16 protein-coding genes and 1 pseudogene are annotated in these 19,184 nt (G+C 71.3%); 8 read left to right on the top strand and 9 right to left on the bottom strand.

Annotated features, from left to right (window positions below; genetic code table 11):
* Positions 1–13: 13 nt before the first annotated feature.
* From O7616_RS04940 to O7616_RS04925, 4 genes are all read right to left on the bottom strand, one after another.
* Positions 14–646, bottom strand: a complete 633-nt coding sequence (locus O7616_RS04940) for a phosphoribosyltransferase (protein WP_282263576.1) — start codon at positions 644–646, stop codon at positions 14–16.
* Between the two features lie 41 nt (positions 647–687).
* A complete protein-coding gene (locus O7616_RS04935; protein ID WP_282305788.1) occupies positions 688–2,031 on the bottom strand; it encodes a glycosyltransferase 87 family protein in 1,344 nt (447 codons plus the stop codon).
* Between the two features lie 49 nt (positions 2,032–2,080).
* Positions 2,081–4,606 carry a bifunctional diguanylate cyclase/phosphodiesterase gene (locus O7616_RS04930; protein WP_282263578.1) on the bottom strand — a complete coding sequence of 842 codons (2,526 nt, stop codon included), beginning with the start codon at positions 4,604–4,606 and terminating at the stop codon, positions 2,081–2,083.
* Positions 4,607–5,480: 874 nt separating this feature from the next.
* Positions 5,481–5,669: a hypothetical protein gene (locus tag O7616_RS04925; RefSeq protein WP_282307817.1), complete on the bottom strand. Its 189-nt coding sequence runs from the start codon at positions 5,667–5,669 to the stop codon at positions 5,481–5,483.
* Here O7616_RS04925 and O7616_RS04920 point away from each other — a divergent pair.
* The 5 genes from O7616_RS04920 to O7616_RS04900 all read left to right on the top strand — a co-directional run bounded on the left by O7616_RS04920 (position 5,604) and on the right by O7616_RS04900 (position 11,382).
* Positions 5,604–8,372: a BTAD domain-containing putative transcriptional regulator gene (locus O7616_RS04920; RefSeq protein ID WP_282307535.1), complete on the top strand. Its 2,769-nt coding sequence runs from the start codon at positions 5,604–5,606 to the stop codon at positions 8,370–8,372. The two genes, O7616_RS04925 and O7616_RS04920, sit on opposite strands and share 66 nt — an antisense overlap.
* A gap of 261 nt (positions 8,373–8,633) precedes the next feature.
* Positions 8,634–9,125 (top strand): cyclic pyranopterin monophosphate synthase MoaC, encoded by a 492-nt coding sequence (gene moaC, locus O7616_RS04915; protein WP_282305787.1) that lies wholly within the window; start codon positions 8,634–8,636, stop codon positions 9,123–9,125.
* Positions 9,122–9,592 (top strand): MogA/MoaB family molybdenum cofactor biosynthesis protein, encoded by a 471-nt coding sequence (locus tag O7616_RS04910; protein WP_282263582.1) that lies wholly within the window; start codon positions 9,122–9,124, stop codon positions 9,590–9,592. The genes moaC and O7616_RS04910 overlap by 4 nt, the downstream gene beginning before the upstream one ends.
* Before the next feature lie 108 nt (positions 9,593–9,700).
* Positions 9,701–10,957: a molybdopterin molybdotransferase MoeA gene (locus O7616_RS04905; RefSeq protein WP_282305786.1), complete on the top strand. Its 1,257-nt coding sequence runs from the start codon at positions 9,701–9,703 to the stop codon at positions 10,955–10,957.
* Complete coding sequence (locus O7616_RS04900) at positions 10,954–11,382, top strand: molybdenum cofactor biosynthesis protein MoaE (protein ID WP_282305785.1); 429 nt, start codon at positions 10,954–10,956, stop codon at positions 11,380–11,382. Before O7616_RS04905 ends, O7616_RS04900 begins: the two co-directional genes overlap by 4 nt.
* A 6-nt stretch (positions 11,383–11,388) precedes the next feature.
* Here the strand turns inward: O7616_RS04900 and O7616_RS04895 are convergent, their stop codons facing one another.
* Together O7616_RS04895 and O7616_RS04890 are read right to left on the bottom strand one after the other, a co-directional pair.
* Positions 11,389–12,834 (bottom strand): glycosyltransferase 87 family protein, encoded by a 1,446-nt coding sequence (locus tag O7616_RS04895; protein WP_282305784.1) that lies wholly within the window; start codon positions 12,832–12,834, stop codon positions 11,389–11,391.
* A 215-nt stretch (positions 12,835–13,049) separates the two neighbouring features.
* On the bottom strand, positions 13,050–13,595 hold the full coding sequence (locus O7616_RS04890) for a DoxX family protein (protein ID WP_282305783.1): 546 nt from the start codon (positions 13,593–13,595) through the stop codon (positions 13,050–13,052).
* 133 nt (positions 13,596–13,728) lie between these two features.
* On the opposite strand from O7616_RS04890, the gene O7616_RS04885 reads away from it, so the two are divergent.
* Positions 13,729–14,277: an N-acetyltransferase gene (locus O7616_RS04885; protein ID WP_282307534.1), complete on the top strand. Its 549-nt coding sequence runs from the start codon at positions 13,729–13,731 to the stop codon at positions 14,275–14,277.
* A 25-nt stretch (positions 14,278–14,302) separates the two neighbouring features.
* On the opposite strand, the gene O7616_RS04880 is transcribed toward O7616_RS04885, so the two are convergent.
* The 3 genes and pseudogenes from O7616_RS04880 to O7616_RS31125 form a co-directional block, all read right to left on the bottom strand.
* Positions 14,303–15,544, bottom strand: a complete 1,242-nt coding sequence (locus tag O7616_RS04880; protein WP_282263589.1) for an ATP-binding protein — start codon at positions 15,542–15,544, stop codon at positions 14,303–14,305.
* A gap of 137 nt (positions 15,545–15,681) precedes the next feature.
* A complete protein-coding gene (locus O7616_RS31130) occupies positions 15,682–16,140 on the bottom strand; it encodes a hypothetical protein (RefSeq protein ID WP_348773872.1) in 459 nt (152 codons plus the stop codon).
* Positions 16,141–16,548: 408 nt separating this feature from the next.
* Positions 16,549–17,016: pseudogene (locus O7616_RS31125) on the bottom strand (flagellar basal body protein FliL); the annotation flags it as partial.
* A gap of 402 nt (positions 17,017–17,418) precedes the next feature.
* Here O7616_RS31125 and O7616_RS04865 point away from each other — a divergent pair.
* Both O7616_RS04865 and O7616_RS04860 read left to right on the top strand, forming a co-directional pair.
* A complete protein-coding gene (locus O7616_RS04865) occupies positions 17,419–18,423 on the top strand; it encodes an EamA family transporter (protein ID WP_282305780.1) in 1,005 nt (334 codons plus the stop codon).
* Between the two features lie 10 nt (positions 18,424–18,433).
* Positions 18,434–19,075 carry a prepilin peptidase gene (locus tag O7616_RS04860; RefSeq protein WP_282305779.1) on the top strand — a complete coding sequence of 214 codons (642 nt, stop codon included), beginning with the start codon at positions 18,434–18,436 and terminating at the stop codon, positions 19,073–19,075.
* Positions 19,076–19,184: the final 109 nt, after the last annotated feature.

Below are 19,184 nucleotides of genomic sequence, written 5' to 3'. Positions count from 1 at the left end.
GTACCTGCTGGACCTATGCAGTTGCTGTGAGCGCCTCGGTGACTTCTTCGTCGGACACTTCGTGGAAGTCGTCGTAGTAGACGCTCACCGCGCCGAAGTCCGGTGGGCGTTGGGCGCAGATGACCTGGTCCGCTTCGGCGGCGAGCAGTTCGTAGGCCTCCTGTGCGCCGACCGGGACCGCGACCACGACCCGGTTCGCCCCGAGTTGACGGGCGACCTCCACGGCGGCGCGGGCGGTGGCTCCGGTGGCGAGACCGTCGTCGACGATCACCGCGGTCCGTCGGGTGAGGTCCAGTGGTGCGCGACCGCCCCGGTAGAGCCGTTCGCGGCGCTCCAGTTCAGCCTGCTCCCGTTGGCTGACCTCGGCGATGTCGTCGCTGCTGAGGCGGCTGGCCACCGCGTCGTTGAGCACCTGGACACCGCCCGGACCGAGCGCGCCGAAGGCGACCTCCCGGGCCCACGGCATGCCGAGTTTGCGGACGACCAGCACGTCCAGTGGTGCGCCGAGCCGTTCGGCGACGACCTGGGCGACCGGTACGCCGCCGCGCACGAGGCCGAGGACGACGACGTCGGGTTCGCCGACGAGTGCGGTGAGCCGGTCGGAGAGCACCCGGCCGGCGTCGGCCCGGTCGCGGTAGGTGGTCATGCCTTCAGGTGTACGCCCTGAGGCGGTCCTGTGCGGGGCGGTTACGCGGAAGTGGCCCGACCGGACACGTGGCCGGGAACCGTGGTCGGCGCCGTGTCGGCGGTGCGGTGCAGGGCAGGTGCCCAGGTGAGCAGGGCGAGCGGGTACAGCAGGTAGCCGAAGCGGGTCGAGGGCATCAGTGCGATGGCGGCGAGTAGTCCGTATCCGCAGATGGCGGCGGTGGCGACTGCCGTGCGGGGCGGGCGGCGGGCGAGTCGGACGGCGATGGCGATGCCCGCTGCGACCAGCAGCGCGGCGGCGATCAGCCGACCGGCGGGCAGCCCGGTGGCGATCAGGTAGCCGGGGAACGGGGATTGTGCGGGGCTGGTGACCAGGCCGTGGCCGAGGGGGAAGCGCAGCACGTTCTCGGTCAGCGCGTCGCGGTCGACGAGCATCGCGGGCAGGAGGGCGGCGACCGGCAGGCCGATCGCACCGGCGGCGACCCGCGCGCCGGCGCGTCGGGTCAGACCCCAGACGATCAGGACCAGGGCGACCGGCCAGGCGAACAGTTTCAGCGCGCCGGCCAGCCCGACCGCGAGGCCGGCCCGGCCGGGTCGGTCGGCGGCGGCGAGCGCGAGGGCCAGCAGGCAGAGCGCGAGTACGGGCAGGTCGTCGCCGCCGGTGGCGAGGGTGAGGGCACAGATCGGCAGGACGGTGGCGGCCTGGACGCCGCGCAGCAGTGCGGCGTTCCGGCGGTGAGCGGTGTCGGCCTGGTCGGTGTCGGTGGTCGTTCGGCGCAGGGCGGTCACGGCGAGGGCGAGGGCCAGTGCGGTGCCCACCGCGAACCAGACCCGGGAGTCGGTCCACCAGGTGTCGGCGAGTGCTCTGGGTAGGCCGAACATCGCCATGCCGGGCTGGTACGGGGTGTAGCCCATCAGTTGCTCGCCGGGTGGCAGGGCGGCGATCGCGTCCGGCCCGAGGTACGGGGTGCCGTGTTCCAGGAGTCGGGTGCCGGCGTGTTCCACGACCAGCACCTCCTCCTGGGCGCGGTCGGTGCGCCCGCCGGCCCGCTCGACGCTCTGCCAGAGCAGCGGCAGTAGTGCGGTGCCCGCCCAGGCGAGGGCGGTTACCGCCCAGCGGGCCGGCAGCCCGACCAGCGGCGATGTCGGTGAGCGTCGGCGTAGCAGCAGTTGGGCGGTCACCACGAGCGTCGCGACCAGGTAGCCGACGGCGGCGACAGCGCCCCAGGCCCGGTGCGGCAGCAGGGTCGACGTGACCGCGGTGATCGCGGCGAAGATCGTCGAGGCGGCGTAGAGGCCGAGGTCGAGGGCGAGCCCGCCGGCGGCGGTGTCGACCGTCCGCCAGTGTCGGCGACGGCGGCGGGTGGTCGGGGCGTCGGCGATCACGGCGCAAGTCTGGCAGACCGGCTCGTTTCGGCAGCGGGCCGATGCCTGGTCAGGCGGGCAGGTGCGGGAGGCGGTCGGTGCGCGACCGGCCGGTCTGGCGGCGGTTCTGGCTCAACCTGATCACCGCGCCGGCGTCGTGCAGAGGTGCGGCCAGGGTGCCGGGTCGGCCGCCCGAGCCGCGTTGCATCGCCGCGAGCAGGGTGCCGGCCGGCATCGGCCGGGCGAAGAGGTGCCCCTGACCGGCGACGCAGCCCAACTCCCAGAGCGCCCGCCGTTGCGGCTCGCTCTCCACCCCCTCGGCCACCACGTCGAGGTCGAGGCTGCGGCCCAGGTCGAGGGTGGAGCGGATGACGGCGGCAGCCTCCGCGGAGCTGTCCATCGTCGTCACGAAGCTACGGTCGATCTTCAGCTCGTGGACCGGGATTCGGGAGAGCAGGGAGAGCGACGAGTAGCCGGTGCCGAAGTCGTCGAGCGCCAGCCGGACCCCCTCGTCGCGGAGCCGGCTGAGCACCCGGTCGACCACGTCGAGTTGGCTGAGCGTCAGCGTCTCGGTCAGCTCCAGCACCAGTCGGTCCGGTGGTAGGTCGTGGGCGCGCAGACGGGCCAGCACCGAGCCGGGGAACCGCGCGTCGAGCAGGCTGCGTGGGGACACGTTGACCGCGACCGGCACGTCGAAGCCGGCGTCCCGCCAGCTGGCCGCGGCGATCAATGCCTGGTCGAGGATCGCCTCGGCGAAGGCCGGCAGCAGGCCGGAACGTTCGACGGCCTCCAGGAAGCGCAGCGGGTCGATCATGCCGTGGGTGGGGTGGTGCCAGCGGGCCAGCGCCTCGGCGCTGGTCACCTCGCCGGTGCCCAGGTCGACGATCGGTTGGAAGTTGACGACGAACTCGTGGTCGGCCACCGCACGTGGCAGGTCGCCGCCGAGGGTGAGGCGGCCCAGGTCGGCGGTGTCCCGCGTCGGGGCGTACGTGGCGATTCTCTGCCCAGCCCGCTTGGCCTGGTACATGGCGACGTCGGCGCGGCGCAGCAGCTCGGCCATGCCACCACTGGACGGCGCGACCGAGATCCCGCCGCTGGCCTCCACGCTGATCCGCATGCCGTCCAACTCGAAGGGCTCGTGCAGGGCGGCGAGCAGCGTCTCGGCGCGGTGCGCGGCCACCGCCGGGGCCGGTAGACCACGCAGGAGTACGGCGAACTCGTCGCCGCCGAGGCGGGCCACCAGGTCACTCGACTGGGCCGCGCCCCGCAACCGGTCGGCTACCTGCACCAGCACCTGGTCACCGGCGGCGTGCCCGAGTGTGTCGTTGACCTCCTTGAAGTGGTTGAGGTCGATCAGCACCAGGGCGGTCACGCCGTCGGCGTGGCGGCAGCTCAACTGCTCGGTGCCCTCGTCGAGGAGTTGGCGGCGGTTGGCCAGGTCGGTCAGCGCGTCGTGGGCGGCGGCGTAGGCGTGTTCGTCGGCCACCCGGGCGAGTTCGGCGTACGCCAGGGCGTTGCGCACGGCGGTGCAGAGGGCGGAGGCGAAGGTGCGCAGGGTGTACTGCTCGCGCTCGGAGAGCTGCACCGGGCCGCGGAAGCGCAGCCGGAGGACGCCGACGTCGACGGTCCGGTCGTGGCCTTCCAGCGGCGTGGGGACGACTGTGCCGTCCACGTTGGTGGGGGTGCCGGTCGGGCCGTCGAAGGTGATGCCGCCGGTGCCGCCGCGTACGGTGCGACCGCCGTCCCGCAGCTCGATCTCGACTTCGTCGGCGGAGAACAACTCGGCGGCCTGGGTGACGGCGGTGGTGAGGACGGCGTCCAGGTCGACCACGTTGAGCGCGTCGGTGGTGCGGGCGAGCCGCTGCCACGCCTGCTGTTCGGTCCTGGAGCGGATTCTCGTGGAGTAGGCCAGGTGCAGGCTGAGTACGAGTGGTGGGACAGCCAGCAGGAGCTTGAAGTTCGCGTCGAGGATCAGCAGCGTGCAGACCGCTACGACGAACCGTACGGCGAAGCCGGCGAGTCGAAGGTCGAGGTTGGTCCGGAACTGCTTCGAGATCCTGGTGTTGGAGGCCAGCGCGATGACCGGGATCGCCAGGAGGTCGTCCAGCAGGGCCGCGACCAGGTACGAGGCGGCCACCGGCACGACGAGAGCGGCAGTGTTCTCCGGCGGCCAGGTCCAGGCCGTCATCGCCAGCGTGATGCCGGCACCCCAGGCCACGATGACGTTCTTACCGACGCTGAAGGCCATCTTGATCGGCGGTAGGCGGAGCGAGGCGAACATGATGCCCACGGCGGTGCAGAGCACCACCGACTGGGCGGGGGCGAGGGCGAGGCCGATGATGATCGCAGCCTCGGTCCAGCTGATCGAGTGGGTGGTGGATCGGATCCGCACCCTCGCTTTGACCAGGGTTCCCAGGGCGATGGCGATGGTGAGGGCGACGAGGATCGCGGCATCGTTCGGGGTGGCGGACATCGCCGAGCGCGCTGCGACCGGTAGCGAGGTCGCCGTGATGACGGTCGCCACAACGACGACGAGACCGACGAGCAGCCGTAGCCGCCGATCGGTCTCAATCTCTCGTCGCTGAGGAAGGGTCATGCAACTCCCGAAGCCTGCCTCTGCCGTGCTCGTAGCCTACCGTCCGGGGCCTGTGCTCGTCCCCGGTCGAGGGGTCAGTTCCACTCGCTGCCGCGCATCGCGATGCCCCTCTCTGTGCTGTGTCTATTCGGGACCTACCCCAAAGGGGAGGTCTTCCTCCGAAAGGCAGCTTAAGAGAAGGATCGACAGCTTAGAAGAAATAAATGTCGGTATGCGCAACATTAGCCAAGATGGAGTATTTTTGTGACGTTCTGTCCATCATTGCTGAACGGAGTGCGGTCGGACTCGCCTCTTCTGGATTCGTTGGACACCTCGCGACTGCAGACGGTATCGGGCGAGATTATGGTCCTGTTATTCGCTGAGTCTGACTCCTCCCGGTAGTCACCTCATCCGGAGTTTGGCCAAGGCGCAAGGGCGGCACGGGCAGAGTTGGCGCTCCCCGAGTGTCTGGGCGGGCCGGGGAAAGGTGTGAGCCTTCGACTGGATCGGGCGGACGGCAGGTGGAATTTGCATCTCGGCCGGCGGCGATGCAACTTGCCGCCGGCAGGGTGCGGCTGCGGATAGGCATTCGAGCGAAGCTCCTCACCGTAATCCCGGGATCACCGGCGGCCACCCGCTCCACCCCGTGAGCGACAAGTCACCGGAGCCGGGCCGTAGACTTCGTTGCGTGATCGACTGAATACCTCGTGGCTGAACAAGGGGTCCGGTGGAGATTCGGGTTCTGGGCGGTCTTTCGGTGCAACTGTCTACCCGCATGCTGCGCCTCGGTACGCCCAAACAGCAGGCCATCTTCGCGATGCTCGCCTTGCAGCCCGGCCGACTGGTGCCAATGGACGACCTCGTCGACGAGTTATGGGTTGATAGCCCACCGCGATCAGCCGTAGCTAATGTGCGGACCTATGCGGCCAATCTGCGCCGGACTTTCGAGGCTTTCCCGGGCGGTCAGGTGGTCGTCGCACGCCAGCGCAACGGCTATCGACTCGATGCGCGTCCGGAACTGATTGACATCTTTTGCTTCGAGTTCGAGCGGTGCGCGGGTAGGGAAGCGCTGGCGGCGGGTCACCTGGATCGTGCCAGGGACCTGCTGAGCCGGGCCCTGGCGCACTGGCAGGGTCCGATGCTCGCCGGTATCCCCCTCGGACCCGTCCTCACCGCCCGAACCGTCGCCGCCGAAGAGGAGCGGCTGTTGGCCATGGAGCTCCTGGCCGACGTCCAATTGCGATCAGGCCGGGACGACCTGGCGATTCCGCTGCTACGTGACGTGGTGGCTCGCCACCCTCTCCGTGAGCCGGCCTACCTCCTTCTCGTGCGTGCGCTGTTCGAGCGGGGATCCACCGCGGAGGCGCTGGCCGCGTACGACGAGATCCGGACAAGGCTCCGCACGGAGTTGGGGGTCGGTCCGGGAAGCAACCTCCACGATTTGCGCCGCTCCATCGTCGCGGCGGCGTCGCGCCCGAGCCCCGCCTCAAGGGGCGGCGGGATCGGCCCGGGGCGGTCGGGCGCTGCTGATGCCGATCCGAAAGATCACCTGCCTCGGGCGGTCACCGACTTCGTCGGTCGCGAGGACGTGGTGTCCCGACTGCTGGCGGAGACCCGGAGAGTCGAGAAGCGGGTGCCCGCCGTGCACATCATCGACGGGATGGCGGGCAGCGGTAAGACCACCCTCGCCGTGCATCTGGCTCGTCGGCTGTCCGATCGATACCCGGACGCCGCGCTGTTCATCGACCTCAGCGGGCACGGCGAGAAGCGCCAGGTGGAGCCTGGGAGCGCCCTCGTCGTTCTGCTCCGACAGCTCGGTGTTCCGGCCGAGCGTGTCCCGGTCGAGCTGGACGCGCGAGTGGAGTTGTGGCGGCAGGAACTGGCTCGCCGAAGGTCGGTGGTCGTGCTCGACAACGCCGCGAGTAGCGAGCAGGTGATGCCCCTGCTGCCGGCCGAGTCGAGCACCGTCGTGTTGGTGACCTCGCGACGACGTCTGTACCACCCGGAGGTCGGACCGTCGCGGACGCTGCCGCTCCTGAGCCCGCAGGAGAGTGTGGAGCTGCTGAGCCTCAGCATCGGCCGGGACCGGGTCGAAGCAGAGCCGGCGGCCGCCGCTGAGGTGGTTCGACGGTGCGGACACCTGCCCTTGGCGATTCGGCTGGCCGGTGCCAGGCTGGCACATCGGCGCGGCTGGCGGTTGGCGGATTTCGTCGAACAGATGGCCGGCGACCCGCTGGTGCTACACCATCTGGCGCAGGAGGAGAGCACCGTCACCGGTGCCTTCGCCGCTTCCTACGAGCCCCTCCCGGACTCGACCAAACGCGTCTTCCGGTTCCTGGGTCTGTATCCCGGTAACCGTTTCGGGCCGCCCGCAGTCGCCGCACTGACCGGCCTGACCTTGGCGCAGGCCCACGCGGCGCTGGACGACCTCGTCGACCGGAACCTGGTGGAGGACCTGGAAACCGACCGGTATCGGCTGCATGACCTCATGCGCCAGTACTCCATCGAACTCTGCTCCCACGACGACTCCCTGGACGACCGTCGACTCGGGCTGGCTCGCCTGTTCGACTTCATGCTGGGGGCGGCGCTGAGGGTCGCCGATCTGCTGGAGCCCGGCGTCATCAGAACCCAGGTCAGGCACGACCCACCCGGACGGCTCGAACTCGTCGAGGCCCTCGGGGAGCCGACGGTCGACTGGATGGAGGCCGAACGTACGGACCTGGTGACGATTGTCGTCTCGGCGTTCGAATCGGGGTTCTACCAGCATGCGTGGCAGTTGGCCCGCGCCCTCTGGCGGTTCTGCTACATCCGCGGATACTTCGAGGACATCATCCTGACCCACCGCGCCGGGGTGAAGGCGGCGGAGGCGACCGGGGACGCCGACGCACTGGCGTTGATGAACAACTACCTGGCGTCCGCGTACGTCCGCACCGGCAACAAGCGGGGCGCGATCGACCACCTGACACGTTCGGTCGACCTGTCGCGCAACTCGCGGGACGTGTTGAACGCCGCCCGATACCGGGCGAACCTTGCCGCCGTCTACTGGTGGAGCGGTCACCTTTCCGAGTCGGTGCGACTCGGCGTCGAGTGTCTGCGTGATTACAAGACATACGGGGAAATCGGTGGATCCATCCTGTTGCCGAATCTCGGCTTGGCGCTCACGGCTCTCGGTCGCTACGAGGAGGCGTTGCGGATACATCGCCTGCACCTGTGGTGGGCCGGGACGAATTCCGACGACTTCCACACGCTCAACGCGCTCAGCCACATCGGCGGGGTGCGGGTTCGGATGGGCGACCTCCTACAGGCGGTCCGGATTCTGCTGGCCTCGTTGGCTCTGCGGGAGCGCACGGGTCACCGGTACGCGGAGGCCGAGGTACGCAACGACCTCGGGATCGCCTACCGAGGTCTGGGACGTCTGGCGGAGGCGCAGCAGGAACACGAGATGGCCCGGAAGCTGGCGACCGGCTCCGGCGAGCGGCACGTCGAGGCGGCCGCGTTGAACGAACTGGGACGCACCCTGCTGGCGCAGGAACGGGGAGGCGAGGCAGCCGAACTGTACGAGGAGGCGCTGCGGCTGGCGACCAGGATCGAGCACCCGTACGAGCAGGGGCGCGCCCTGGCCGGCCTCGCCGAGCACTTCGCCGGCGTGGACCCGGCGGAGGCCCGGAGGCACTGGGAACGAGCCCTGGCGATCTTTCGACGGATGGGCGTGCCGGAGCGCGTCGACGCTGAACGTCGCCTCGCCGAGTTGGCGGGTGTCGAAGCTGACGACCACACCCCGCGCTGACCTGGCTCACCTGCGCTTATCGATTTCTTATCGACCGGCCCGGTAACTTACCGGCCGTATCGGCGAACGGGGGAGGTTCTGTCAGTGGACAGAACCGGTCCGTCGACACGCCCCCGCCGACAGGTCTCCCCAGCGACCGGGCGGCGGGTCGGTAAGGGAGGAGCGGCGTCGGGCCGACGCGCCGTCAGCACCCGGCGTGGCGGTCAACGCGACGCCGCTCCTTCTCCAGCGCCGTCGTACCGCACCGATAGGCTCACGAGCGTGACCGAACCCGCGCAGCTCAGCCACGTCGACCGAGCCGGCGCGGCCCGCATGGTCGACGTCTCCGCCAAGGCGGTGACGGGCCGGCTGGCCGTCGCGGCCGGCCGGCTACGGACCACGCCCGAGGTGATCGACCTGCTGCATCGCGACGGGCTGCCGAAGGGCGACGCGTTGGCGGTCGGTCGGCTGGCCGGGATCATGGGGGCCAAGCGCACGCCGGATCTGATCCCCCTGTGCCATCCGATCGCGCTGCACGGCGTCACGGTCGACCTGCTGTTGACCGCCGACACCGTGGAGATCACGGCCACCGCACGCACCGCGGACCGCACGGGGGTGGAGATGGAGGCGCTGACGGCGGTCGCCGTCGCCGGTCTCGCCCTGGTCGACATGGTCAAGGCGGTCGACCCGGCCGCCTCGGTGGAGGCGGTCCGGGTGCTGCGCAAGGAGGGCGGCAAGACCGGTGAGTGGGTTCGGCCGGAGGACCGGCCGTGATCCGGGCCCGGGTGGTCGTGGCGTCGAACCGGGCCGCGGCCGGCGTCTACGCCGACACCAGCGGTCCGTTGCTCGTCGCGGGCCTGCGGGAGTTGGGTTGCCAGGTCGACGAGCCGGTGGTGGTGCCCGACGGGGAGCCGGTCGGCGCTGCCCTGCGGGCGGCCCGCGCCGATGGCGTCGACGTGGTGCTGACCAGCGGTGGCACCGGCGTGACCCCGTCGGATCGGACGCCGGACGTGACCCGGGGCGTGCTGGACTACGAGATCCCCGGCATCGCCGAGGCGATCCGCGCGCACAGCCGCGACCGGGTGCCCACGGCGGTGCTGTCCCGCGGCCTGGCCGGGGTGGCCGGCCGGATGCTGGTGGTCAACCTGCCCGGCTCGACCGGCGGCGCCCGGGACGGCCTGGCCGTGCTCGGGCCGATCCTCGGGCACACGGTCGACCAGCTACGCGGCGGCGACCACTGACTCAGCGGGTTCACCGGCGCGGCGAGGAGCACCCGGATCGGCGGCGGCACCGCAGCCGGTCCACGGCAGGCCCGGACGGGTGTCGGTGCGTGCCGATAGGCTCGGTCGGTGAGCACGGAAACCGCACCTACCGCGGATCGGGTCGCCGCGCCCCCGCCGGCCGGCTGGGAGGAAGCGCGATCGCGGGTCTACGCGGTCGGTCTGGCCGCCGCACTGCCCGCCGTCGCCCGATCACTGGCCGACATCGACGGCTTCACCCTGGCCGAGCCGTTGACCACCCGCACCGACCTTCCGGCCTTCCCGACATCCAGCGTGGACGGGTGGGCGGTGCGCGGCACCGGCCCCTGGCGGGTCGTCGGCCGCGTGCTGGCGGGCAGCACACCGGCACCGCTCACCGAGGACGACACGACCGTCGAGATCGCGACCGGAGCCATGGTGCCCGAGGGTGCCACCGCCGTCCTGCGCGTCGAGGAGTCCACGGTCGCCGACGGCCTGGTGCGCGGCACTCCCCGGAAGACGCCGGAGTGGCGGCAACCCGGCGAGGAGGCGTACGCCGATGAGGAGTTGTTGCCGGTCGGCACGCCCGTCGACCCGGCGGTGATCGGCCTGGCGGCCTCCTGTGGGCACGACACGTTGCTGGTCCGGCGGGCACCGCGCGCCGCTCTGCTGGTCTTCGGCGACGAGCTGTTGACCGCGGGGCCACCGGCGGCCGGTCGTGTTCGCGACGCGTTGGGTCCGGCGGTGCCCGCGTGGCTCCGGCGCTACGGCTGTCAGGTCCGCCCGTCGGACGTGGTGGGTCCGGTCGCCGACACGCTGCCCGCGCACGTGGCGGCCCTGCGCTCGGCGTTGGCCGGTGCCGACCTGGTGTGCACCACCGGGGGCACGATGAACGGCCCGGTCGACCACCTGCACCCGACCCTGGAGGCGCTGGGCGCCGACTACGTGGTCAACACTGTCGCGGTCCGACCGGGCTTCCCGATGCTGCTGGCCCGGTTGGCCGACCCCGACGGGCGGATCCGGTTCGTGGCCGGGCTGCCGGGCAACCCGCAGTCCGCGATCGTCGCGCTGGTGTCGCTCGTCGCACCGCTGCTCGCCGGCCTGCAGGGCCGCTCGATGCCCGTGCTGCCGCAGGCCACGCTGGCCGAGGCGGTGCCCGGTCGGGGTGACCACACGCACCTGGCGCTGGTTCGACTGGACCGGGCCGCCGGCACCGCCTATCCGGTGCGACACGTCGGCTCGGCGATGCTGCGTGGCCTGGCCGGCGCGGATGGTTTCGCCGTCATCAGACCCGGCACCAGGGGCGAGCCGGGTGACCGGGTGCCGATCGTGCCGCTGCCGTTGCTACCCGGGGAGCGTGCGTCATGACCGCGCCGACGATCACCTACGGTGAAGTCACCGACCAGCCGCTCGACCTCGCCGCCCACGAGGCGGCGGTCGCCGACCGGCGGGCCGGCGCGGTGGTGTCCTTCCAGGGCGTGGTCCGCGACCACGACCACGGGCGTCAGGTCACCAGACTGGAGTACGAGGGGCACCCGAGCGCCGCCCAGGTGCTGCGCGAGGTGGCGGCCGAGATCGCCGCGGAACCCGACGTCTACGCGGTGGCCGTCTCGCACCGGGTCGGCCCGCTGGCGATCGGCGACGTGGCGTTGGTCGCCGCGGTGAGCACCGCACACCGGGCGGCGGCCTTCGCGGCCTGCGCCCGGCTGGTCGACGAGGTCAAGGCGCGCCTGCCGATCTGGAAACGGCAGGTCTTCACCGATGGCACCGAGGAGTGGGTCAACTGCCCCTGACCGGGCTCACCGGCGGCTGCTGAGCACCGCCGCCCTGGCGAGCCGGTCGCCGTAGAACGCGGGCTCGGCACCGGGCCGCCAGGGCAGCGTGGCGACCAGCACGATCAGCGCGACCGCGAGTGAATTCTCCATCAGGGCCCCGAACAGACCGTCCTGGTAGTGCGACATCTCCGGCAGTTGGTGCTCGTACGGCCAGATCGGGGAGATCAGGAAGAGCAGGTAGAGCCCGATCGCGGCGACGCCGTGGCGAAGCCCGGTCAGGGTGGGATACCAGATCGGCGGGCGAAGGCCGTTGACCCCCGGCAGCCCGCCGAACCCGGGCCCCTGGCCGGTGCGCTGGGGCATCGTGCGGCTCGCCTCCCGGCGACGCACTGCGGCATCGGCCAGCACGATGATCGCCGGGATCACCCAGACCAGGTGGTGCGTCCAGGAGATCGGGCTGATCACGTTCGCGGTCAGACCGACGAGCGTGAACGCGGTCAGCTCATCACCGTCGGCGCGGGAACTGGCCGCCCGGGACAGGCCCAGCGCCAGGATCAGCACCGAGAAGGCGAACCAGAGCAGCCCGGGGGTCTCGATCGAGTCGTACAGCCGGGCGAGCAGACCGGCGAGGGACTGGTTGGGCGTCATGTCCGCCGCGCCGACCCGCTCGGTCTGCCAGAGCACGCTGCCGAAGTACGTCCGCGACTCGTCGCCGACGATCGCGAAGCTCGCCACGGTCACGCCGATCGTGGTGCCGATGGCGGTGGCCGCCACCCGCCACTGGCGGGTGATCAGCAGGTAGGCGATGAACAGTGCGGGGGTGAGCTTGACCGCGGTGGCCAGGCCGATGCCGGCACCGGCCCAGGCTCCGCCGTAGACGAAACGCAGCAGAGGGCCGTCGCTCGCGGCGTAGTGGGTGCCTCGGCGGGAGCGCCAGCGGAGGCCGATCAGATCCGCCATGATCAGGGCGAACAGCAGGATGTTGACCTGGCCGTAGCCGAGGGTCTCCCGAGCCGGTTCGATGGCGACGGCGAGCGGCACCGCCAGGGCCACGGTGAACCACAGTGGCCACGCCAGGCGGTCCACGATGGGGCGAAGCAGCCCGGCCAGGACCAACGTCAACGCGGCGATGCTGGCGGCGGCGTTGACCAAGCCGGCCATGCCGATCGGGAGCTGCGCCATCGGCAACATGGCCAGGCCGGCGAACGGTGGATAGGTGAAGCCCAGCGTGGTCCCGGGCGCGATGAACTCATAGAGCTCGTGACCGCTCGCCCACCACACCACGGCACCGTGGTAGATCTTCATATCGAAGAAGTTGTACGGACGCCCGAAGGTGCCGATGGCGAGCCATGCGGCGTAGGCGACGGCGGCCACGATGGCGCCCCGTACGACGTTCCTGCGATCGATCCCACGCGTCATGCGTTGGATTGGGGCGAGGCGGTCCGCCCGTCTACCGACAGCCGTCGGCATGGCGTGGCCACCCCCGTACCAAGGTCGTCCTATCCGTCCAGGTCCTGCACGGAGCCTAGAACGGCGCCTCACGTCAGTGCCTCCCGCGTTATGCGACCGTGTCCGATCCCACACATGTTTTTGACATTTCCACCGCGTTAACGCCTACCGGGTGGTTCAGGTAATTCGCGGCCTTAGCGGGGGGTGGGGGTGGCTCGGAGACGGATCGATGCAGTTCAGCCGGGGAGTCGACGTGCGGTGGAGGCGGATCGGACGGCGATCCGAGCCTCGCGCCGGGCGGTACGGACGGCGCGCTGCACGGAACGTCGAGAGTGGCCGATGCGATGACCGGTCCGCCACCGCAGACCGGGCTTGCCGCCGGTGTCGGCGGCGGCCAGCAGCAGACCACCGAGGAGGCCCAGGTTCTTCATGGCGTGGATCTGGTTGTTGTTCCGAGCCGTCGGATCGTCGTTCTTCCAGAAGGGATGCCCGGCGACCGTCACCGGCACCAGCGTACCGGCGAGGACCAGCGCAGCGGGTCGACTGAGCCGACCGGTGGCCAGCATCAACCCGGCGCTGACCTGCACCGCGGCGTTGAGTCGGATCAACGTCCCGGTCTCGGTGGGGAAGCTCGGGTGTGCCTTCTTCAGAAGCGGCGCGACCTTCTCGGTCACCGGCTGGGCGGCCACCACGAGTCGGCCCGGGTCACGGAAGTTGCGGTAACCCTGGACCACGAAGATGCCGCTCAGCATGGCTCGGGCGAGAGAGCGTACGGGCGTCATGGATCAGTCATACCCCGTCGCGGCGTTTGCTACCCGGGCAACGGCCGGATCGGATCGGTGCCCATGCACGTGCGCCACGCCGATTCGAGCGACAGTCACGGATGGACCGGCTGTGGCGAGTAACGTCGCGCGGGTGACCACGCTGCGGCTACGCCCCGAGGATCCGGCCGACGCCGGCTCGGTACGCCGCGTGCTGGCCGCCGCCTTCGCCCGTCCGGACGTGGCGACGCCGCCGGAGGTGGGCCTGGTCGACGAGTTGCGGGGCACCGCCGCCTGGCTGCCGGAGTTGGCCATGGTCGCCGAGTACGGCGGTGAGGTGGTCGGCTACGCGCTGCTCACCCGGGTGCGTGTGCGGCCGGAGGGGGGCTCGGACGTGCCGGTCCTGGCACTCGGCCCGGTGGCGGTCGCGCCGCACCGGCAGCGCGTCGGGCACGGCACGGCCGTCGTGCAGGCCGCGCTGGATGCCTCCACCGAGCTGGGCGAGCGGCTGGTCGTGGTCCTCGGTGACCCGGCGTTCTACCGCCGGTTCGGGTTCGGCCCGGCGACCGAGCTGGGCCTGACCGGCCCGTGGGCTGGCCTGGGGGAACCCTGGCAGGCGTTGGTGCTGCCCCCGTCCACCAGCGAGGAGGGCCCTCCGCCCCGCGGTGAAGTGCTCTTTCCGGCGCCCTGGTCCAAGGTCTGAGCCGCGTCGGCGCGGTCGACGACGGTCAGGCCGGTTGGGTGCGCAGGTACCGGCCGAAGTGCGGCACAGTGAAGGCGACGGTGCCGCGCTCACCGGAGTAGATCAGCCCCTTCTTGATCAGCGCGTCGCGGGCCGGGGACAGGCTGGCGGGCTTGCGACCGAGAGCCCGGGCGATCTCGGCGGTGGGCACCGCGGCGTCCATGTCGTCGCGGACCACCGCTGAGGAGTCGCCCTCGACCGCGGACATGGTGGCCATCGCCCGCATGTACTCGCGTTCGGCGGGGGTGGCCCGTTCGAATCGGGAGCCGAAGAACCCGACCGCCAGCTCCGCTTCCGCCTCCGGCGCGGCGACCCGTACGTCGGCGGCGGTGATCGGCGAGCGCGGCGCGTGATCCCAGGTCGCCTTGCCGTACGCCTGCACGAAGTAGGGATAGCCTCCGGACTTCTCGTAGAGCAGGTCGAGTGCCTTCTGCTCGTACTCGACCTCCTCGCGCTCGGCCGGCGCGCAGAGCGCCTGGTCGGCGGCGATCCGGTCGAGCCGGTCGATGCGTTGGTAGCGGAACAACCGTTCGGAGTACGACTTGGCGGCGCTGAGCACCGCCGGCAGGTGCGGCAGCCCGGCGCCGACCACGATCAGGGGAGCGCCGAGTTGGGACAGCTCGTGGCAGGCGGCGCAGAGCGCCGACACGTCCTCCGGGCCGAGATCCTGCATCTCGTCGATGAAGATGGCGATGCCGGTGCCCACGTCACTGGCCACCGCGGCGGCGTCGCTGAGCAGCTCGACGAGGTCGATCTCGATGTCGCCGGAGTCGGCCCGGCCGCTGGCCGCAGGCACGTCGATGCCGGGCTGCCATCGGTCGCGCAGTTTCGGGGCGGCGCCGCCACGGCCGGATGGGGCGGAGCGCTGGGCGAACGCCTTGAGGACGCCGAGGAACGTGTCGATCCGGTCGGGCGCGCGGTGTCGGGGTGCCAGCTCCCGGACCGCCATGTGCAGGGCGGCGGCGACCGGGCGACGTAACGACTGGTCCGGTCGTGCCTCGATCTTGCCGCTGCCCCAGAGGTGGTTGATCGCCTGGGAACGGAGGGTGTTGAGCAGGACCGTCTTGCCGACGCCCCGCAGCCCGGTGAGCATCAGGCTGCGTTCGGGGCGGCCTCGCGCGATGCGTTCCAGCACGATGTCGAAGACGTCCAGCTCGCGCCCCCGCCCGGCGAGCTCGGGCGGACGCTGACCGGCGCCCGGCGCGTACGGATTGCGGACCGGATCCACGCATTGGAGAGTATCGGGCCCTCTAGCTGCGGGGCTAGACATGGATAGATGGGGCTACCGGCGTGTCGAGGCCGTCGAGACAAAACTAGGGCTGTCTAGCGTCCAAGCTAGACAGCCCTAGTTTTGGCAAGCGGCGGCTAGCGTTCCTTCAGGCAGAGGACGTAGTCGAACAGATCGATCGAGTTGTCGTGCACGTAGTTCGCCGTCGCCTGCGGCGCGAGCGTCTCGCACCGGTCCCCATCGGTGGTAGCCGGAATCCGCAACAGCACCTGGTAGGTGTTCGGGCCGCACGGCACCTTGCGCAGCTCCGCGTCGTCTTCGGTGCCCTCGTTGACCACACAGTCGCCCCGGGCGAACTCCTCGTCCGGGTCCGGCAGGTCCGGCAGGTCCGGCGTCGGTACGGCGCTGGGCACGACCGGCGGACGGACCGGCATGCTCACCGACGGCCTGGGCTCGACGTCGTTGCCGGCGTCCGCGACCCTCCAGATCGCCCAACCGGCCAGGCCGAGGCATGGGCAGAGCAGAAGCAGCACCACCAGCCCGATGATGAGAGCGACCTTGCGTCCGTTGTTCTTCGCCGGCGGGACGGGTGGCAGACCGAAGCCGCCCGGAGGCGGTGGACCCCACGGCGCGGGCGGCTGACCCGGCACCGGCCCGGCCGGCGGAAACGGCCCGGGCGGCGGATGACCCGGGCCGGAGGCGGGCGGGTATCCCGCACCGGAGGTCGGCGGGTAACCCGACCCCGAGGCGGGCGGCTGACCCGGGCCCGAGGTCGGAGGGGGTGCCCACATCGGCGCGGTGGGCGGCTCCGGATCGCTCGGCGGTGGCCCCCACTGCTGCCGCGTCGGGTCGTCCGCCGGCGGTGGCGGACCCCACTGGGGCAGCGTCGGATCGACCGGTGGTGAGCCGTCGGACCCGGTGGGAGGGCGCTGCTGAGGGTCGTCCGGCTGGCCGGAGCCCGGCGGTCCGTAGGTCGTCATGTCATATCCCCGGGGTGGGTGGTCTCAGCGTTGTTTGAGGCAGAGGACGAAGTCGAGAGTGTCCAGCTCGCTGTCGAAGAAGTACCAGTTGGTGTAACCCTCGACCTTGCTGCACTTGGCCTCGGCGTCGCGTTCGCCGCTGGTCGCGCCGTCGATCCGGCTCAGCACCTCGTAGGTCTTCGCGGCACAACCGCTGATCAGCAGCTTGGGCTTGCCACCCGCGGCACCGTCGTTGCGGACGCACTGGCCGACCTTGGCGAACCGGGGGTCGGCCGACGACTCCGGTGCCGCGCCGCTCGGCGTGGGCTCGGCCCCGTCCACATCCGCGTCCGCGCTCGGCTCACCGGCGACCGGCGAATCGCTCGGCGCGGCCGACGGCGCCGGGTCGTCCTGCCCGCGCAGCAGCCAGAACGCGCCACCGGCGGCCACCACCAGCAGTACGACGGCCAGCACCGCGATCAGCGGCCCCCGACCCCGTCGGCTCGGTGCCGGAGCAGGATCACCGCCGTACGGGTGCTCGTCGGGGCGGTACTGCTGCCCGCCGTACGCCGGGTCGGCCCCGTACGTGCCGTAGGGCGACTGCTCGCGCCCGTAGGGCCCCTCGGAACCGCCTCCGTAGGGCGCGGGGCCCTGCCCTCCGTACGGCGCGGCGCCCGGGTCGTCGTACGGCCCGGGTCGCCCCTGGGGTGCGCGCGGGTACGACGGGACCGCCGGAGGGTAGGGCTGCTGCACCGGCCGTCCGGGCGTCTCGTCGGGTCGCTGCCCACGCCACGGTCCCGGGTCGCCGCCGCCCGGTGGTCCGTAGTTCGTCATGCCGCCCTCCTGCACGAGTGGTGAGAGGCCGGCCACCAATACGCGACGCCGACTCCGACGTCACCGTAGCGTGGTCCACTGATGAGCTCACCTCCACCGAGCGCCGCAGCCCTCGCGGCCCGCCGCGCAGGCGCCACCCCGACACTGATCTGGACCGCGTTGATCGTGGTCTACCTGCTGTGGGGTTCCACCTATCTGGCCATCCGGATCACGGTGGAGACGCTGCCGCCGCTGCTGTCGGCCGCCCTGCGGTTCGCTGTGGCCGGTCTGATCCTGGCGGTGGTGCTGCGGCTGCGCCGAGGTCCCGGCGCGCTCCGGGTGGACCGGCGGCAACTCGGGTCCGCCGCGCTGATCGGCGTACTCCTGCTCGCCGGTGGTAACGGTCTGGTGGTACTCGCCGAGTCCGGGCCTCCCGGGGTGGCGGTGCCCTCCGGTGTCGCCGCGCTACTGGTGGCGACGGTTCCGCTGTTGGTGGTGCTGTTGCGCTCGGCCACCGGCGACCGGCCCCCGCTCTGGACGTTCGCCGGGGTCACAGTGGGCTTCGCCGGTCTGGTCCTGCTGGTGCTGCCCGCCGGCAGTTCGGCGGCGGTGCCGCTGGTGGGCGCGTTGACCGTGGTGGCGGCATCCGTCTCCTGGTCGGTCGGGTCGTTCCTGTCCGGGCGAGTCCGGATGCCCACCGACCCGTTCGTCGCGACGGTGTACGAGATGGTGGCCGGAGCACTGGCGCTCGCCGTCGTCTCCGCCGGTCGGGGCGAGCTGAGTGACTTCCACCCGGCGCAGGTCAGCACCCGCTCCTGGTTTGCACTGGGCTACCTCATGGTGGCCGGCTCACTGGTGGCCTTCACCGCGTACGTCTGGCTGCTGCACAACGCGCCCATCTCGTTGGTGTCGACGTACGCCTACGTCAACCCCGCTGTCGCGGTGGCGCTCGGCGCGTTGCTGGTCGCCGAGCCGATCACCCCGCAGGTGCTGCTCGGCGGCGCGGTCATCGTCGCCGGTGTCGCGCTGGTGGTGAGCACAGAACGGCCCCGCCGGGTGAGCGCGGATTCGCGATCGGGGACCTCGCCAATGAGCGAGCGCCGCTAACCTCCGGCCCATGTCGGCCGCTGCTGTGCTCGGGGTGGCGTGGCTCGGCGGGCTGGTCGGTCTCGTCGTACCCCCGCTGGCCCGGCGCTTCACCGACCCGCCGGCCCGGCCGCAGCCTCGACGCGGCGCCGGGGCCCGGGTCTGGCTGCCGGTGTCGGCGGCGGTGTTCGGCGGGCTCGCCGTCACTCGTGGTGACGATCCTGCGTTGCCGGTCTTTCTCCTGGTGGCGGCCGTCGGGCTGGTGCTGGCCCGGGTAGACCTGGCCTGTCTGCGCCTGCCCGACCCGTTGGTCCTCACCGCCGGGCTGGTGGCCCTCACCGGGCTGACTGGCGCGGCGCTGCTGGCCGACGAGTCGGCCCGACTGGTCGGCGCGCTGGCCGGCGCGACGGTCGCCGGAGTGGCGCACGTCCTGCTGGCCCTGCTCCCCGGCTCACGACTGGGGTTCGGAGACGTGAAACTCGCCGCGGTCCTCGGCCTGCCGCTCGGCTGGCTGGGCCGGGATGCCCTGCTCGTCGGGCTGGTCTTGCCACACCTGCTACACGGCGGGCTGGTGGTCGGCCTGCTCGTCGCGCGGCGGGTCCGCCGGGACACCCTGCTGCCGCTCGGACCGGCCCTGCTCGCGGGCGCCTGGCTCGCTGCCCTACTCGGCTGACCAGCCTGTTGCTTCACTCTACGTAGCAGCCGTCCGTCGGCCCACTTCAGCGAGCGATATACCTGTGAGTCATAAGAATGACTCACAGGTATATCGCCTGCGCGTAATA

This window comes from Micromonospora sp. WMMD964 (assembly GCF_029581455.1).
GTDB lineage: Bacteria > Actinomycetota > Actinomycetes > Mycobacteriales > Micromonosporaceae > Micromonospora.
The sequence above is the reverse complement of the archived record's forward strand: the minus strand, read 5'-3'. Positions and strand labels throughout refer to the sequence as shown.

What these genes read in the sequence shown, in the direction of transcription:
- O7616_RS04860 (WP_282305779.1), top strand. Translation starts at nt 18,434, where the DNA reads ATGTCGGCCGCTGCTGTGCTCGGGGTGGCGTGGCTCGGCGGGCTGGTC.
- O7616_RS04930 (WP_282263578.1), bottom strand. Translation starts at nt 4,606, where the DNA reads ATGACCCTTCCTCAGCGACGAGAGATTGAGACCGATCGGCGGCTACGG.
- O7616_RS04895 (WP_282305784.1), bottom strand. Translation starts at nt 12,834, where the DNA reads ATGCCGACGGCTGTCGGTAGACGGGCGGACCGCCTCGCCCCAATCCAA.
- O7616_RS04900 (WP_282305785.1), top strand. Translation starts at nt 10,954, where the DNA reads ATGACCGCGCCGACGATCACCTACGGTGAAGTCACCGACCAGCCGCTC.
- O7616_RS04940 (WP_282263576.1), bottom strand. Translation starts at nt 646, where the DNA reads ATGACCACCTACCGCGACCGGGCCGACGCCGGCCGGGTGCTCTCCGAC.
- O7616_RS04865 (WP_282305780.1), top strand. Translation starts at nt 17,419, where the DNA reads ATGAGCTCACCTCCACCGAGCGCCGCAGCCCTCGCGGCCCGCCGCGCA.
- O7616_RS04890 (WP_282305783.1), bottom strand. Translation starts at nt 13,595, where the DNA reads ATGACGCCCGTACGCTCTCTCGCCCGAGCCATGCTGAGCGGCATCTTC.